10 protein-coding genes are annotated in these 17,252 nt (G+C 40.5%); 3 read left to right on the top strand and 7 right to left on the bottom strand.

Going from position 1 to position 17,252, the window contains the following annotated elements; translation table 11 throughout:
* Nucleotides 1-179: 179 nt before the first annotated feature.
* Complete coding sequence (locus IQ274_RS14430) at nucleotides 180-1,346, top strand: AI-2E family transporter (RefSeq protein ID WP_194142656.1); 1,167 nt, start codon at nucleotides 180-182, stop codon at nucleotides 1,344-1,346.
* 24 nt (nucleotides 1,347-1,370) lie between these two features.
* On the opposite strand, the gene IQ274_RS14425 is transcribed toward IQ274_RS14430, so the two are convergent.
* Nucleotides 1,371-2,702 (bottom strand): serpin family protein, encoded by a 1,332-nt coding sequence (locus IQ274_RS14425; protein WP_194142655.1) that lies wholly within the window; start codon nucleotides 2,700-2,702, stop codon nucleotides 1,371-1,373.
* 506 nt (nucleotides 2,703-3,208) lie between these two features.
* Nucleotides 3,209-4,804: a S8 family serine peptidase gene (locus tag IQ274_RS14420; protein WP_194142654.1), complete on the bottom strand. Its 1,596-nt coding sequence runs from the start codon at nucleotides 4,802-4,804 to the stop codon at nucleotides 3,209-3,211.
* 199 nt (nucleotides 4,805-5,003) lie between these two features.
* Between IQ274_RS14420 and rpe the strand changes: the two genes are divergently transcribed.
* Complete coding sequence (rpe, locus tag IQ274_RS14415; RefSeq protein WP_114081048.1) at nucleotides 5,004-5,711, top strand: ribulose-phosphate 3-epimerase; 708 nt, start codon at nucleotides 5,004-5,006, stop codon at nucleotides 5,709-5,711.
* Between the two features lie 865 nt (nucleotides 5,712-6,576).
* Here rpe and IQ274_RS14410 read toward each other — a convergent pair.
* The 3 genes from IQ274_RS14410 to IQ274_RS14400 form a co-directional block, all read right to left on the bottom strand.
* Complete coding sequence (locus tag IQ274_RS14410; protein ID WP_163926927.1) at nucleotides 6,577-6,915, bottom strand: HetP family heterocyst commitment protein; 339 nt, start codon at nucleotides 6,913-6,915, stop codon at nucleotides 6,577-6,579.
* Nucleotides 6,916-7,087: 172 nt separating this feature from the next.
* Nucleotides 7,088-7,294, bottom strand: a complete 207-nt coding sequence (locus IQ274_RS14405; RefSeq protein ID WP_163926878.1) for a hypothetical protein — start codon at nucleotides 7,292-7,294, stop codon at nucleotides 7,088-7,090.
* 1,582 nt (nucleotides 7,295-8,876) lie between these two features.
* A complete protein-coding gene (locus IQ274_RS14400) occupies nucleotides 8,877-11,285 on the bottom strand; it encodes a GH116 family glycosyl hydrolase (protein ID WP_194142653.1) in 2,409 nt (802 codons plus the stop codon).
* A gap of 546 nt (nucleotides 11,286-11,831) precedes the next feature.
* On the opposite strand from IQ274_RS14400, the gene IQ274_RS14395 reads away from it, so the two are divergent.
* On the top strand, nucleotides 11,832-13,046 hold the full coding sequence (locus tag IQ274_RS14395) for a peptidase (protein ID WP_194142652.1): 1,215 nt from the start codon (nucleotides 11,832-11,834) through the stop codon (nucleotides 13,044-13,046).
* Nucleotides 13,047-13,366: 320 nt separating this feature from the next.
* Here IQ274_RS14395 and IQ274_RS14390 read toward each other — a convergent pair whose 3' ends face one another.
* Nucleotides 13,367-15,403, bottom strand: coding sequence for a serine/threonine-protein kinase (locus IQ274_RS14390; RefSeq protein WP_175586467.1), 2,037 nt, complete (start codon nucleotides 15,401-15,403; stop codon nucleotides 13,367-13,369).
* A 569-nt stretch (nucleotides 15,404-15,972) separates the two neighbouring features.
* Nucleotides 15,973-17,025: a serine/threonine-protein kinase gene (locus tag IQ274_RS14385; protein WP_194142651.1), complete on the bottom strand. Its 1,053-nt coding sequence runs from the start codon at nucleotides 17,023-17,025 to the stop codon at nucleotides 15,973-15,975.
* Between the last annotated feature and the right edge of the window lie 227 nt (nucleotides 17,026-17,252).

The following is a 17,252-nucleotide window of genomic DNA, read 5'->3' as shown; positions in this document are numbered from 1 at the left end:
CCCCTGCTCCCCTGCTCCCCTGCTCCCCTGCTCTCCACTCCCTGTTCTCTTTTGATTCAAAATTCTTCATTGGGGTTAGTATAACTCCTAAACTAGAAGGATGAATAAGACTCATATAGTTAGAGATAATAAGCTGTAAAGAAAGATTTAACTTAGTTCTATCCCGCAATTAGCTCAAAATGCAGACACGCAAGCTACTCGACTGGTGGCAAACATTCACACCAATAGCGCGAATCGGGGCGATCGCGTTATTCGTTCCACTGCTAGTTCTAAATGGTTGGGCACTTTCGGTATTTTTTAATTATTTCCATTCTCTCATAGTCATTTTAGTGGGAGCCTCTGTTTTAGCATTTCTGCTCAACTACCCCGTGAGTTGGATGGAACATCATGGTGCTAAACGAGAGCAAGTTGCTATCCTAGTATTTCTCTTGGCTTTATCGATTTTATTGGCGTTGGGTGTGACGCTTGTTCCGTTAGCCCTTACCCAAGCTCAACAACTGGTGGCTCGGTTGCCAGAGTTGATCGACTCTGGACGCTCTCAGCTAATGATATTAAACGAAAAAGCGGAGACTTTTGGCTTACCGATTAACCTCGATGCTCTGGTAGTACAAATCAACGATCGCGTCAAGGGACAATTACAAGCGATCGCTGGCCAAGTTTTAAATCTGGCGGTAGTTACAGTCACTAGTCTGCTAGATATCCTCTTGACGATGGTTTTGACTTTCTACCTTTTACAGCATGGGAGTGAACTCTGGGAAAGTTTAGTAGAATGGCTACCCTCTAAATTTCGCGCTCCTTTCTCCCAAACAGTCCGCCTAAGCTTTCAAAATTTCTTCATCACCCAGCTAATTTTATCTACTTGCATGGCTTCAGCCCTCATTCCTACCTTTTTGTGGCTGAAAGTACCATTTGGACTGCTATTTGGGCTAACTATTGGTCTAATGGCTCTCGTCCCCTTTGGTGGTTCTGTGGGCATTGCTCTGACTACACTATTGGTAGCACTGCAAGATTTCTCAATGGGTGTGAGGGTTTTGATAGCAGCAGTAATCGTACAGCAAATTCTTGAAAACTTAATTGCCCCCCGAATTTTAGGCAGTTTTACGGGTTTAAATCCAGTTTGGATTTTAATTTCAGTTTTAACAGGGGCAAGAATTGGCGGACTTTTGGGTGTAATTGTGGCAGTACCCACTGCTGTTGTCATTAAAACCGCTTTAAGTGCCTTGCGTCTTGGTCGCGAGACAAACGATAGCGGCACAGGGGAAGTAACTGCACCCGTTGCAGCAAACGAGTCCTCGAAAGCAAACGCTAACAACACTTTGAGTATTTCTGAAGCGACATTACCTTAAGGAGGCAGGAGGTTTCCTGCCTCCTCATTGTGGTTCAATAATGGAACCCATAAACAAAACGTTTCCCGTCTGATTATCCCTAATCGCACAGAAGAAGGGACGGTCAACAATCATTCGGAATGGTTCTGGTTCATCTCTCAAAGATGTTGCGACTATTCCCACTGAAGTAGCCGCAGCCGCTTCAGTACCTTCTTCGTTCACTTCGACAAAAGTTTTATGCTTAACTTGGCTAATGGCAAAATTTTTACCCATGCCAGAAAAATTGGCTTTGTTACTGAAAGCCTCTTCCATGCCTAAACTTTTCAAGGCATCATTGAGTGTAACTTCATAATCTGTTTTGAAGCGAGGTAGACGAATAAACCCTTTTTGTTTGTTGAACTGAGTCATCCATTTTTCCCAGTTTTCAACATTCAAGTTCTGATAAAAGGCTTTGAGATTAGAGTTCTGTTTGGGTAGAAAGATATAAAAACTGATTTTCCCATCTTTACCGTAAGGTAAACTAACCGCCTGAAATTGTTCGCTTTCATAGTACCTATAGTCACCTTCTTGTGACATCATTGGGTGTTGCTTTCGTTTACCAGATGTAATGTAAAAAGGGTATTGAGCAGTTTGACTTTTGTCAAATTCGTTACTCCAATTACCTTTAAAATATATGGCATTAATCAGAAACAACACTTGATCTGGTTCAATACTTTCAACTATTTTAGTGATTTTACCCTTAGTATTTTCTTTTACCCAGTTATTTATAATATTAGATGCGGCGGCATCTTTAAAGTTTAAATTGCTGATTTTAGCTTCATAGAAATCCTGAGTTCTCTTGAGAAAGTCTGGTGCAAAGCTAACATCTTGATTTGCCCAAAGCGAGTTAGCAATACTCAGTTGGACTTTCGCATCTGGATTTTCTAAAAGCTGCTTTAATACCGCCGCATAAGAAGAGTTGATTTCTGGTAGATTCATTCCCTGTAATTCCAGGGTTTTTGCCATAGCTTGTTGAGTTGAGCCACTAGCGCCGTTGTAGGTCATGGCTAGAGCAAGAGCGACACTCGAAGGTGAGATAAAAATATTATTCTCACCTTTATCATCTTTCAGAACTTCTGAAAATAGTTTGAAGCCAAACTTATTGCTAGACTCAACTATTCTTGTATCAGTGTTGACTGTTTTTTTTTGCAATGGAGTTTCTGGCTGAGGTAAACTAGATTGGGCGAGGGCACTTTTGTTACTCTCGACTTGAGAACAACCTAATACACTGAATAGAACAACACTTGCAGCTGCCAAAGCATAACGTCTGCCCAGACTCACACCATAACGTCTTTGCAGAAAATTTTCTTTTGCATCACTAAACTTTTGCCGATTCATTCTGCTACCTCACTTGCCAAAGATTCCCGATCTGTGCTTATGGTTGACGCAGACACTGTGTCAATGATTTACTATTGCATTTGATCCAATAGAAAATAAGACTGTTACAGTTTTTGTAACAGCAAGTTAATAGCTCAGAGGAATAAAACACAACTCATTAAAGCTGCTAATTCTTACTTGAGGCGGCTATGCAGACGAATTATGAAAAATCTCAATTTTGAGGAACTTTTCTATTTATCAATAACAGTATTGTAGACTACCTAACATAAAATAACCACTTCTATTGGGTTTTTATAGATATAGGATTTACGCCAAACTACAGGAGTTAGGGGTAATTCATCAAATACCCCTAACAGAAAAATTTTTTTTCGGCTATTGTTTTGCAACTCCTGAGATAGAATAACATTTTTAGTTGCATAAAATACAGAATTTTCATAGGGACGCACGCCTATGCGCCCCGATTGGAGAGTGTTGTTCGAATAAATGAAAATTATGCTGACCTATTTTTAATTGATAGGTACACTCCACCAAGCTAAACTATAGGGTTGAGTCGCTTCATTAAGCTTTTGACGAAACTGGATGCGGATTTTGTAATTGCCAGTAGTAGGAATGGGGCAGAAAATATGTTCTACACTATCGATTTGGCTGATTGAAGAGCAAACAGCACCAGCATCTGAATTTTGAGCATCAGCTTTTACTAAGTATAAGTCGAGATTATTCAAACCGCGATCGCGAAAATTTTCGCCCACATCATATTGTTGGTTGGTATTTCTATCGTTGAGTTCTACCAATCGATCCCAAGTTAGGGTGACAGCAACAAAACTTCCCTGCTTTAATGGTTTTGCTAATACATAGTCAACAGATGCTCCAACATCCACTTTGTGATAATCCCAACCAATAGCTGGCACCGTAGTTGATGGCTGCCATTGACCAGGACTCAATTGCTGATAAGCGCGAAATGTATTTAAATGACCCGCTCCCATTTGAGCATCCAAGGGAATTTTTGGATCTTTATAAGCATCAGAATCTAGCCAGTTTTGATTTTGTTTATCAATTAGCGTCCGGCTCATTCCCAACCGTAAGCCATCGCCACTATCTTGGATTTTGTCTGCTGAATTCAGCAATACAGCTTTCATTACTTGATGATGCCGAGCATCAATGCTCCAGTGGGGTTGTTTTGTGCGTATCTGTCGGTCAGCAAATTCTTGTAATAGAGCAACGGTAGCCGTAACTTGAGGCGCTGCAAAACTAGTACCTGTAACCTTGTTCAATTTGCCATCTGGATTGAGTAAAGGAATATTATTCCCAGGAGCAACTAAACTGATAGCGCGGCGGCCACCAATATCAAATTCCCTTCCAGCTAGCCTTCCACTCACTCCTTGGTTAGCACCCGCCAGATTAGCCACATCTACCTTGTTAAAAATTCCCCCTCGGCGGGATGAAAAAGCCACGTTCATTCCGTTAAAATTATCTGTAGGAATAGGAATACCGCCTTTACCCTGGTTGCCTGCGATCGCATACAAAACATCATGAACACGGCTAGACCAGTCAACACATAAAGTTAGTAAAGCATTGCCGTCTAAAATAGCTTCTGGTCTAGGATCGCGACTGAGAGGTTCACCAAAGCTAAAATTAATGGCACGGACATCGCCACTATTTTGTAGCGCTATGTGCTGGGCTGATAAACATTCTTCTGGCTGACCCATGCTTTTAGTGGAACCCACCGCAGACGAATACAATCTCGCTCCCGGAGCAATTCCCGGCAAAGCTTTGTCTTTACTTACCATTACACCAGCAACATTGTAGGCGTGAGGGTCAACACCGCTATTAGACTTAGCTGGCCCATTGCGTAAGAATACTCCCGCTAAAGATATGGCGCGATTTTTAGACACTGCCTTATCCCACCCAAACATTCCCGGCCGACCAATTTCCACTTGACCAATAGCAATTTTACGACCGATTAAATTATAAGGAGCTTGGTGTAGCTTCAAAGCATCAATACCGTTAGTTCCCAAAGCAGATTCTAAAGCCGAAGCAATTACTGGCGCACTCAGACAAGAAGCACTTAATCCCCAAATTATCCAGGTTAGTTTTTTAGTCATTTGTTATTTGTCATTAGTCATTGGTCATTAGTGATGAAATTAGGGGAGAGGTTACAGGTAGCAGGTGATAGGGAATCTGTACCCTGTAACCTGTACCCTATTCCCTATCTTCCAAAAAAGGCCGGGATCAAAGTTATGAGTCTTGCTCAATGTTTTGTTACAATGCTTACAGACGAGGACGCTTAAAAACCCACTAGCCATGACCCAAAACCTATCTCAAAAGCCCATTGTAATTTCTCCATCTATCCTATCAGCCGATTTTAGCCGTCTGGGTGATGAAATTCGCGCCGTAGACGCGGCCGGAGCAGATTGGATTCATGTTGATGTAATGGACGGTCGTTTTGTACCTAATATTACGATAGGCCCTCTGATTGTGGAGGCGATTCGTCCGGTTACAACCAAGCCACTGGATGTCCACTTGATGATTGTGGAGCCAGAAAAGTATGTAGAAGGATTTGCTAAAGCGGGTGCTGATATTATCTCCGTACACTGCGAACATAATGCTTCTCCACATCTGCACCGTACCTTGGGGCAAATTAAAGAGCTTGGTAAGAAAGCTGGAGTTGTACTTAATCCTGGTAGTCCTCTAGAGTTAATTGAATACGTTCTAGATTTGTGCGATTTAGTACTGATTATGAGCGTCAACCCTGGTTTTGGTGGTCAAAGCTTTATCCCTGGTGTATTACCCAAAATCCGCAAGCTGCGTCAAATGTGTGATGAACGCGGTCTTGACCCTTGGATTGAAGTGGATGGAGGGCTGAAGGCAAATAATACTTGGCAAGTTTTAGAAGCAGGAGCTAATGCAGTTGTCGCCGGTTCAGCTGTATTTAATGCTAAAGATTATGCTGAGGCCATTACATCAATTCGCAACAGCAAGCGTCCTACCCCAGAATTAGCCAAGGTTTAATTCATTGTTGGATTAACCATTCTCTACAAAAAATAGGGTGGTCGAATTGTCCACTCTGTTTTTATTTATACATAAAAATACTGGAAGCTCTTCAAGTTTTGAACTTCCAGTATTTACTGTATAAATTGAAAATTTAGAAAGCAGAGATAATCCAGGTTGGGAGGACTAGGATTACAATGGTTGAAAGAGAAGCGTATGACCTACTAGTTCCACCAGCCAAGACAACGGTTTCACCATAACTTTCCTGTTTCCGTCCCTGTTATTGGTGTTAAGCGTTTGCTTTATTAAATAAAGCAACACCAATCACAAGATAGAAAGTTTTCTAAGCATTACTCACATCGTCTGCAGTCAATGAAAGCTGTATAAAATTTGGATTGGGGGAATCCACCTCCCCAAATTCTTTTTGCTCAGACTTCCTCAGAAAAAGAACCACCATTAGCAACGGTTACATCATTTATCTTGGGATAGGAGTTATTTACTCCATGAAATGCTGACTACTTTTGTAATCAGTTTGATTTATTTCATAGTCAGAACTAATCATTGATTTTATGTTTTTAAATTAACTTGCTTGCTGCCAATCACCTCTATTGTGGTTGAAATTGCCGTTCTTATTAGTTTACCAATGTCGTCAGTATATATTTGCCATTTTGGCAGATTTTTGCAAAAAAATATTAATTAAATTAATCACTGCGATAGAAAACCTACCATGCAATCAATTTTAAATTAGCATGGCAGGTTTTCAGATACTCAATCAACTCTAGGGCAGAATTTCTTGATTCCAAATTATTTTTTAATTGGCTCGATAGCCTTTCAAGGACATATCTTGAGTTAATGGCGATTTCCTTGATTAATGTTTGTTAATTGTTTATCCCAATTTCTGGTCTAAACTAACGCCACGGATTTCTGTTTTTTGCTTTCCAACTACTTCAAGATAAGCAGGTCTTGAATCATTAGCATGTTTCAGCATTTTTAGATTTTCACTTTGCTGCTGTTTTGTTCTGTTGGTTTGAGAGTTTTCTTTCAGCAATCGGTTGTAGGTACGGTACGGAATGTAATGGAGAGGATTATAACCAGCAAAACGTAGCATTAAAACACATGCCCAGGAGTACTTTCCAGCAATAATCGCTTCAACTACTTTATCAAATTGTTGAGCCTTTACTGTTGTATCTAAGTTACTACTAATACCAGCAATGTCTTGATTCATCATAGTGTTTAATTATTTTGGATAAAGTAAACTAGTTCAGTTTCTGCGATTTTTAGCGTTTCAATTGAGGTTTATAAACTGCACTAACTTTTTTGCAGTTGTTCAATCGCTTTCGGGAAATTATCAGCAATTTGGTGGTGTTGGACGTTGACGAGGGCTAAAAATCCCTCTATCAACAGATGCGTACATAACTTTCCCAAGCTCTTATTAGCTCCCGCAGCTTTGAGCGGTAAAGATACAGACTGAAACTTTTCTGCTGTTTGAGCTTTACCTTGGCGCTATTAAGCAGAGTTTTAGTGATTTTGGCTGATAACTCCCCTAGTAAACTAGTTTGGGCAAGAGCTAGCTTGTAGTAGGGATACAAATTATATAGATTCATTGCTGAACTGTCCCCTTGGCTTGAGGTTTCGACTGCATTTGACCTGATGATTATTTTCATGAACTAACCTTTGATTAAAAACAATCAAGTTTTTAAGCAAGTTTGTTGGCTGCTCATTGCTAATTATCCAGATTCCATCCGATGAATTGAGGAAACTGTAGCTTTTGCTTGTTAGTAACTGAAAGGAAAAAATTTATCTTTTGTCTTCTCATTTGACTGGTAGGACAAAAGTCTAGGCGTAGCTCTTGGTAGATGCAGTTTTATCCTCTGAAACTTTATAGACTTTTAATTCAATCAATTTTCTCTGTTAAAACGCCTGTATTTCTTACTACTGGTTAATTAAGCAATTTCCGGCAAGTTTTCATATTTTTTTGAGTAGTGGAAAAAATTTATTTATTCTTGATCTTTAACAACGTCATTCGTATATATACTATTTTTTGTCGTTAATGTCATCTACGAAGTTAGTAGATTTTTAAGTTAAATTTACTGAATGTATTTCGATACGTACTTGCCTATTGTGCAACTTTTAATTTTGTCCTCCCTTACTAATTTATGAGGGGTCTGACCCCCCACACAATCTCAATTTAAACCCTTTATTATTGTCGAGTCGCTAGAAAATACTACCATTAACTATGATGTAAAACAACTTCCAAAAATAGTAACTGCTCAACAGTAAAAAACGTTTGCAGCCATAGCTTTGAACATATTTCCTTAATAAGTTCAATTAGATAATAATATTTATTATTCTGATGTTTCTTGGTTTGCAAGAACTACAGATTCAACGTATCTAAATAAAATCACTGTAAACCAATCATAAATATTTTATGATTATTAGCTATTAATAACAGCTAGACTATAGCAATCCGCTTTGATTTTTGAAAAAGTATTTCCTATTGCTTCTTATCTACCCACACAAGTAAGTATGGCTACGCCACGTTACACGAACAAAAATCAAAGCGGATTGCTAGAGTTTTAATTATTATCAATATCTGTACTAAGATGCTTTGAATAGAAATATATAGTAGGTTAAATCTTTAAAATATTAGAATATTGTCAATTTTATTCAACAGTAAATTCTCTATGTATTTATCTTTAAAAATTTTCTCAAGTAGAGATTACGGATGCTGTGACACTTGGGCTAAATGCTAATAAAAACCATCAATTGCCATGAGTTTGTGATGAGTGCTTTGCTCAACAATAATACCTCGGTCTAAAACAAAGATATAGTCGGCATAGAGTAGTCTAGAGTTCTCACTACTTCAACTCTTACCATTACTGAAATTTTCCTTTACTTCCGGAAATACTCGGAAAATAAAATCACAAATTTAAACTCTGCTTTCTCAGATAAAGACAGGCTAATCCTGACAAGGCATATACTATAGCGGTTCTCAATTGCATCGAATACAGACCTAAGCCCCAGTCCCTTCTCCTTAAAGGGGAGTCAGATTCAAAGCCTCTCTCCTTTTAATAAAGAGGTTTGGAGAGAGGTGAAAGTGTATTGCATCCATAGACGCGTAGCGGCTACTCTTACGAGAACGCTTTCAGCGAACTTGCAGGGTATGAGAACCGTTTTGATAGCTAATCAATTCATAACTAAGTAAATTCCCCAGATAGCCATTGCCCGTAAGTAGGTGCTAGCGCGGAAAGTACCAGTTGCGGTGATAGCTTCAGGGGTGCGAAATTGCAGCCCATTTTCATAAATTTGCTCGACTACAGCCTGTGTTAATCTCAACCCTTCATCTTTCATTCCCATTTGCACAAGAAAAGCCGCTAGCCCAAAGTTTATTCCAGTCCAAACTTCTAGGGGATGAGTAGCTTTAGGGTTTTCTGGTGAACCGTCAGGACGAACACCATTTGCAGCACCAAACTCTCCATTGCAGAATTTCAAAAAGCAGGCATCATAAACAGTTTTTAGGGCAGAAAGGGCGCGATCGCTCGGTACAATATCTGGTAAGTCCAATAGTCGGGCGTAGAATTGTCCACACAACTGATCTGCCATTACTACATTGGAACCACTTTCACTATCAAGTTGGTAATATTGCCCATTCCAAAGTTTTTCTTGGTAAATAGGAAGAGATTGTGTCAACCAAGCTTCATAAGTGGACTTTTGCGCCGCCAACTCTGCTGTGTTACCTGTCTGGTAAGTTAATAAAAGATCGCTAATTGCGATCGCAGCCTCCAACGCCGCTAACCACAACCCACCACAATAGGCGCTGACACCCTGTAACCGCCAATCATCAAAGGTTTGGTCAGGCGCACCAGAGTTTTCGGGAATCCCATCGCCATCAAGGTCAAAGGTTTTCAGGTAGTCGAGGGTTTGAACGATCGCAGGCCAGCAATCTGCTAAGAATTCTACATCGTCAGCACCCGTGAGCAGAAAATCCCGGTATACTTGCAAGACAAAATCACTACCCAAATCTTTCCATAAGTTGCAGTCTTGATAGCTGGTATAATTGGTTTTCTGCCAAACGTGTTCATTCGGTGCGCCTAAATCGTGGGGTGTTGCACCGATGACTTTGCGAACTGCAATTGGGCTTTCAGCTTTGATTGTCATGTAATAACCGATGATTCGCGGTGTATCATCACCTTGAGGAATCGCCCGTGCAAATGCCCGAATCACCGACTTCTCCAGTTCTGGAAACAGCATCAACAAGGCAAAAGAGCCATATAATCGCACATCTAGACTTTCATACCAACGATAATCTAGGCACTCCAGCACCGCGAACTGACCGATGGGGTCAAGTTCTGATGCTGCACTCCAGAGAGTACCGCCGCTAGTGAGGTCATAAAGCTCATTAAATAGAGCCATTTTAAACCAGTTGGGTAAATCTTCCCGGTCGAGAATGGGTTGTTGCCAAGTTTGAATTTGCGATCGCCAGGTTTGATATTCTTGTAGAGCAGTAGATGCGATCGCCCAAGCATTATTTCCACTTCTATCAAAGAAGTCTGTATATCTGCGATAATAGTTGACTCCGGCAGCAAATTCTGTAATGGGTAAATCCCAAGCAAGAACAAAGGGGATTTCGAGGGTTTCGCCTGGTTGGAGAGTAAAACGAAGTGCAATCGCAGCCCCTAACTGTTCACCTTCTGCTACTGGATTAGCATCTATATAATTGGACAAAGAACCATCTTTCGCAAAACTTTGCCACACCTCATCACCAGTTCCTTCAGCATTCCAGCGAGTGTGGTGAAATACTTCCACTTGGGGATGTTTCAGTGTTGCAATACACCAAGTTCCATCACCTTCTTGCAAAGGTTTATCACTACCAACCCGACTTAAAAGACAGCCAAACTGTTGTGTATTTTCAACTATTTGGTTATAGTTTCCTTGACTTTCGCCCCAACGTGGTTGGTATTCATAAACCGGACTACCATCATCACGCACTTGCACTTGGGGAGATTTGAGGGCATTTGTAAACCAGCCCACCATATTTTGCCAAGTGAGCATAATGCTGAGAGTAATTGGTGCATTTGTGGGGTTGTGGGCATTCCAGAGGAATATTGCTATAGGGTAGCTAGTTTCTTGATAATTACCTGCCCAAATCGGGGAAAATTGCTCACAAGTCAACTGTGCTTGGAATATATTTTCATACACAAACCAGCTACGTGGGTATAACGCGTGATAATTACCCGTCCCCTCTGTACTGGGAAGCGTTGGATACCACTGCCAAGCTTTAAGAGTACCATCATCGGGCCCTTGGGTAGATAAAGCGTAGGCTTGGGTAGATGTGCCATTGGATTCAAATACACTGAATTGACAAGCGGGGACGTTTTTGAAGGTATGCTCACCGCCGTCGATGTGCCACAGGTTAAAATCTCCCCGTGAAGAACGACCGATGCAACCTGCACCAAAGCCACCTAAAGGCATACCATGCCAAGGGCCATCATCGATATTACTTGCGTAGCGGACAGTATAAGGTTTGTCCCAGCCTAAACCGATGGGACGGCTCCAAGTACAAGAGGGAATTTTCACAGAGAGTTGATTTGTCATCGCCTAATGTTACAGCGTGCAGTTACGTCAATGAAGACTAGCGCGATGTGCGATTTTTCTCAAGGGGCACAAATATCAATACTTGTCGGATTTTGGGGGAAAGGGAAAAGGTTAAAAGGGAAAAAGCTTATATATCAACTCTTCAGCAGTATTGACACAAATATGCCTTCTCGATTCAGTAGTCTAAGTAAGTTGGCACAATAAAATCAAACTAGGCTAAAACCCTTATTGCCTATTTCCTTATCCCGTCGATAATTATTTACGCCCACTTACTTAGTAGCATCTGACCCAGTCAAAAATATCTCGGCAAAAATTCGAAAAGCAGCAATTTCAGCTTGTAGCTCAGTATATACTTACAAAATTAATATTCACTCTAGTACAGCTGCTACCATATCAAACAGGACTTAGAGCAAAATCCTCTTGTTTGATATGGTAGGCAAACTTCCACCACAGTGTATTATGAGTCTCAATAGGAATATAAATTTTTGACTTCAAATTTGTCTATCTGTTAAATACGAAATCATCCGCAAAATTAGGAGCGTAATTATGCTACTAGAAACCAAAAACTATCGCCACAAATTAAGCCGCATTTTAATTTGTTCCTTGGGTAGTAGTTTGTTGATCGCGAGCAATGTGCTACCTATAAATGCTTTAGGGAAACCTCAACATTCTCAAGGCTTCATAATTGCTAAATCACCAGATGAGAGACAACCAGAAGCAGTAAAAAAAGGAATTGAGCAACTTCCTGCTTCTCAAGCATCAATATCTCCAAAAAAGAAGACATCTATTGAGTCGCCAATCCAGAATCGTCCTATATCTTCTAATACAGAAACTTCCCAGCCAACCTCGAACGCTTCAAATGATGACTCTACTTCTAGACCATCTAGACGTAGGACTTCTAACTCAAATTCTAATCGTTCCAATAGTAGTACATCTAGAACGTCTGGAGGTAGGGCTTCTAATTCAAATGGTTCCGGAAGAGTTCGCAAGCCAAGTTCTAATGTAGCTAGAAGTGGCAACCAAAATATCGATCGTCCGGCAGTTTCTGCACCTGCAACACCTACTTATAAAGAGATTAACTTTGTAGATGTCGCATTGGGTATTCTGAGTAAAAGTGACTTTCAATCTCAAGGTCGATATTTTCATGTCTATGAGTTTGAAGGTAGAGAAAATCAACTAGTGCAAATTAGGCTTGTTGGTAGTAAAGATACACGCAGATCAAATAACTTGAGTTTAAATCCTTTGTTATTTCTGCACGATCCTGATGATAATATCATCGTCAAAAAAGGCACTTTGGAAAAAAGCAGTGATGGCGATGATGCCTTCATTTTTGCGCGGTTGCCTAAGAATGGCACTTACAAAATTGCAGTTACTAGCCGAGATACTGGTGAGATCGGTCGCTATAGTTTGGCTTTGAGGAATGACAGAGCTAGCTATACCTTAGATGAAGCAGGCCAACTAAGCGCCAATAGCTCAACCTTGAAACAAAATGGAGGCGCTTACAATGTTTCTAATTTCCAAGGAAGAAAAAATCAGCTTGTAAGTATTCGTGTAGATAGTGTTGATGAAGAATTTTCTCCTTACGTAGCTTTGCTAAATTCAAAAGGCCAGACGATCGCTATAGATAAGGATAAAGATAAAGCTGGCACCTACAGCGCTTTAATTGACCGAGCTAGGTTGCCTGAAGATGACACTTACTATATAGTTGTCAGTTCCAAAAATCCACAGGAACGCGGTAAATATAGATTGACTCTCTTCTGATAATTTAGGTTGCAATAGTTTTCGGGTTTTGGGGGAAAGGGGAAAGGGAAAGGGTTTGAATTTCCCTTTCCCCAGACCAAAAGAGAGATATTGGGTTTAACCGAAAAGTATTGATTTAGGTTGTATAAAAAAAGGGTAAAAGGGGCAAGGGGAAAGGGGAAAGGGATGAACAGGTCGCGCCACTTGCAGGCGAGGTTTTTACCTTCCTCATAAAATTTGGATTATTTCGCGCCACTTGCGGGCGAGGTTTTTACCTTTCCCCTTTCCCCCTTCCCCTTCTTGATAAAAATCTCTGCCTGATTTTAGTAGAGGAAAGATTTTTATTGAGACAACCGCCAAATCTTAATGGTGTTGTCTTCACTACCACTGACAAGGGTTTTACTATCAGGACTGAAGGCTACGGATGTCACAGTGTTGGTATGCCCTGTTAATGTGAGAATTTCTTCTCCTGTGGCCGAATTCCAGAGTTTGATGGCGCGATCGCGGCTACCACTGGCAATAATTTTACCATCGGCACTGAAGGCTACGGTTGTGACTGTGTTGGCGTGTCCTGCCAGTGTGCGAATTTCTTTTCCCGTCAGTAGATCCCAAAGTTTAATGGTGCGATCGCGGCTAGCACTGGCTAAAATTTTCCCATCTGGGCTAATAGCTACAGCTGTTACTGTTTGATAATTTCCCTCTAGTGTGCGGATTGAGTACCCTTTTGTCAGATTCCAGATTTTGATCGTCTTGTCAAAACTGCCACTAGCAAGAATCACGCTATCGGGACTGATAGCTACCGATCGCACCCAAAATGTATGCCCTACCAATGTCCGAATTTGCTCTCCTGTGGCTAAATCCCAGATTTTGATGGTGTTGTCATCACTACCACTCACCAGAGTCTCGCTATCAGCGCTGATCGCTAGGGCCCGAACTGAGTCAGAATGCCCTGTAAGAGTGCGAATTTGTTTTCCTGTTGCTAAATTCCAAATTTTGATAGTGCTGTCATCACTGGCACTTACCAGAGTTTTCCCATCTGGGCTAATGACTAACGTATTCACCTGCTGAGAATAGGCGTTGAGTGAAGATATTTCTTTCCCGGTGGCGAGATTCCAAAGTTTGATTGTGCCATCGCCTCCACTGCTGGCAATGGTTTTACCATCGGGGCTGATGGCGACGGATAAAACCGAGTTTTCATATCCTTGGATGGTGTTAGCTAAGGAAACCCTACCCAAAGTAATCTTTGGTGGTTGACCTAAAAGCACGTCATCTTTGCCAGAATTATTATGCTGACTCAGCCTAGAAACTAAACTGGTTTGAATCCGGCGAAAATGTTTATACCAAGATTCTTGGAATCCGAACAACAGAATAAAAGCACTTACCAAAATTAAAGTTCTCAGTAAGGGATAACTTTTTGGTAAAGATGGGGCTTGAGTTGCGGGAATTTTTCCAGATGACTTCCCGGCTGGTGGTAGGGCAAGGAGTTGTTTTGGAGTTAAGTCTTTGAGAACTTCATCGGCTGATTGGTAACGTTCATGGATATCTTTTTTTAAAAGTTTGTCGATAACAAAATCCAACTCAGCATTTAATGGACTCCGCAAATATTCCCGCCAATTACTCACCCAGGCGTACCCCGATTCCATCCACAACTGAAAGGGGGAAGTTCCCGTTAGCAGATGAAAGCAGGTAGCGCCTAAACCGAACAAGTCACTGGCAGGGAAAGCTTTACCATCTCTAATTTGTTCTAAGGGAGAATAACCATGTGAACCAATGGATGTGCCAGATTTGTGCTGAACTTTGGCGGTGAATTGCTTTGAGGAACCAAAATCAATCAGACTTAATCGCCCATCACTTTTATGGCGGATAATATTTTCTGGCTTGATATCCCGATGAATGACTTTGCGATCGTGGATAAATTTCAGGATGGGCAATAAATCTAGCAAAATAGATTGAATATCCCTAGCGTTATAACCCTTGCGCTGTTGCAACTCCTTTAACAAATTATCGCCATTGATAAACTGCTGCACTAAATATAGGCAGCCATCTTGCTCAAAGTAAGCTATTAAAGTTGGAATTTGGGGATGTTCCCCAAGGTCTTGTAGTCGCTGCGCTTCTTCAGCAAACAATTCCATCGCTTTTTTTTGCGACCAAGTTCCTTGGAACTTTGGAGCTAATTGCTTGATAACACAGCGTTCATTGAGTTTATCGACATCTTCTGATAGATAGGTTCTGCCAAATCCCCCCTCATCTGAAAGGACTCGGATGACACGGAAGCGATTTCTTAAAAGTGACACCAACGGGGTGCTACAACTTTGGCAAAACTTCTTTCCATTGGGATTCAGGGGATTTAGGCAATCGGGATTTAAGCAGCAGATCATGATCTGACAGGCGCGACTGCATAACAACTTAGGCTAAGTTTGCCCCGAACTGTCCCTTAAGAAAATTGACTCTCGCTTACTTGTGGTAGAAAACCCTGTTCTGGGGATTGGGGAATTACTTAATATAGTTAGCGTTTGTAAATAGTAGTCAGTCTTCCTCTTCTGTGGAAAACTACGAGAGCCATAAAATTAATTATTCTTCCGATTATATAATAATCTGAATAGAAATATTTCTCTGAACTAGTACCCCTAGTAATTTTGCTTGTATATTGACAAGCAAAAATTGACTAAGTATTAAGTAAAACCCTGATTAATTAACCATCACTGACGATGAAATGTAGTCGCAATGGTTACTAGATTTGTTTTTGATATTTTCAATTGCTCATGATAATTGTTAATTTGATACTTTAGGTAATAAAAGGTTGTTTGAAAAGGATTTTGCTGTGATTTTAGACACTTTCAGATCCCCCTAATCCCCCTTTCTAATGAAGATTTAGGAGGATATACAACTATTTGATACATCACAAATAACTTTTAAAATATCTTTTAACTTAATTTTACTACCTTATTTACTTAAGCCTCGCTCTCCATTTCCGAATAGCATTAGCAGTTCTGGTGACTGGTGGTATGTAGACATCTGGAGCTTCGTTAGAGTTTTCGTATTGTGTAATACTTTTATTATTTAATTTTTGGGTAGTTAGACAGTTAGCTAAAGTAGGCAAATAGCTTTCATAACTTAAAGCTTTTATTACTTCATCGACATTCTTAAACCGATCGTCTAATGTAATCTTCACCATTTTCCCTAAAGTTTTGGCGAAATTATCGGTAATATTTACTTCTTTTTGCCAGCATATCTCACCAGTATTTGGGTGGTAATCAAATTCTAAAGGACTTTTACCAGTCAACATATAAATACAAGTTACACCCAGTGCATAAATATCACTGGCATAAACTGGGCGAAGAGAATACTGTTCTGGTGGCGCAAATCCCCTAGTTCCAATAAAGTTGGTATTTACAGCTTGATTGGTAGAGTTTTCACAAGCATCAACTAATTGCTCTTTCACTGCACCAAAATCAATCAGCACTACCCGTTTGTCATACTCACACCGCAATAAATTTTGGGGCTTAATATCCCGATGAATCACATGATGTTTATGAAGATACTGTAATACTGGTAATAATTCCTGTAAAAACTGTTTCACCGAGGCTTCACTTTTGGGCCCACCTCGCCGCACTTCTTGGGCTAAAGTCAAACCCGGTACGTATTCTTGAATTAAAAAAAACTCCTCATTCGCCTGAAAGTAGTCTAGCAGCATGGGAATTTGCGAATGACTACCGAGTAGACCTAAAGTTCTTGCTTCTTTTTCAAAACGCGCACATGCCTTTTGCCAACTTTGGGGACTAGTCACTTTCGGGCAAAGTTGTTTAATGACGCACAGAGGATGCCCAGGTAATACGGCATTTTTGGCTAAAAAAGTGATGCCAAAACCACCTTTACCTAGAACTTGCAATATTTCATAGCGATCGCGGAATAGCTTCTTGGAAGCACACATCTGACCTAGTTGAGTTTGCTGTGAAATGCTCTCTTGAGAATTCGTTATTTTCTGAGAAAAGCGATTCATTAGTATAGAATATCTGCTCTGAAATGTCTCTAATCCTACGACAAATATTCCTTAATAACAGTAATATTACTGGAACTTTGCTAAATCATCATTATTCTTCTTAGGACTTACGCAAAAGTACACACAGTATCTGCGGTACTCCTCTGGACAACTCGTAGAGTAGCCATAGATGAAAGATATATCCTCGTAGTGGCGTACAGATGTACGCCACTATTTATTCAAATGAG

This window comes from Nostoc sp. LEGE 12447, from assembly GCF_015206985.1.
Taxonomy (GTDB): domain Bacteria; phylum Cyanobacteriota; class Cyanobacteriia; order Cyanobacteriales; family Nostocaceae; genus Nostoc.
The sequence above is the reverse complement of the archived record's forward strand: the minus strand, read 5'-3'. Positions and strand labels throughout refer to the sequence as shown.

Bases quoted from the DNA above. Each gene is read 5' to 3' on its own strand.
- IQ274_RS14390 (WP_175586467.1), bottom strand. From the start codon at position 15,403: ATGATCTGCTGCTTAAATCCCGATTGCCTAAATCCCCTGAATCCCAAT.
- IQ274_RS14400 (WP_194142653.1), bottom strand. From the start codon at position 11,285: ATGACAAATCAACTCTCTGTGAAAATTCCCTCTTGTACTTGGAGCCGT.
- IQ274_RS14405 (WP_163926878.1), bottom strand. From the start codon at position 7,294: ATGAATCTATATAATTTGTATCCCTACTACAAGCTAGCTCTTGCCCAA.
- IQ274_RS14425 (WP_194142655.1), bottom strand. From the start codon at position 2,702: ATGAATCGGCAAAAGTTTAGTGATGCAAAAGAAAATTTTCTGCAAAGA.
- IQ274_RS14395 (WP_194142652.1), top strand. From the start codon at position 11,832: ATGCTACTAGAAACCAAAAACTATCGCCACAAATTAAGCCGCATTTTA.
- IQ274_RS14420 (WP_194142654.1), bottom strand. From the start codon at position 4,804: ATGACTAAAAAACTAACCTGGATAATTTGGGGATTAAGTGCTTCTTGT.
- rpe (WP_114081048.1), top strand. From the start codon at position 5,004: ATGACCCAAAACCTATCTCAAAAGCCCATTGTAATTTCTCCATCTATC.
- IQ274_RS14385 (WP_194142651.1), bottom strand. From the start codon at position 17,025: ATGAATCGCTTTTCTCAGAAAATAACGAATTCTCAAGAGAGCATTTCA.
- IQ274_RS14410 (WP_163926927.1), bottom strand. From the start codon at position 6,915: ATGAATCAAGACATTGCTGGTATTAGTAGTAACTTAGATACAACAGTA.
- IQ274_RS14430 (WP_194142656.1), top strand. From the start codon at position 180: ATGCAGACACGCAAGCTACTCGACTGGTGGCAAACATTCACACCAATA.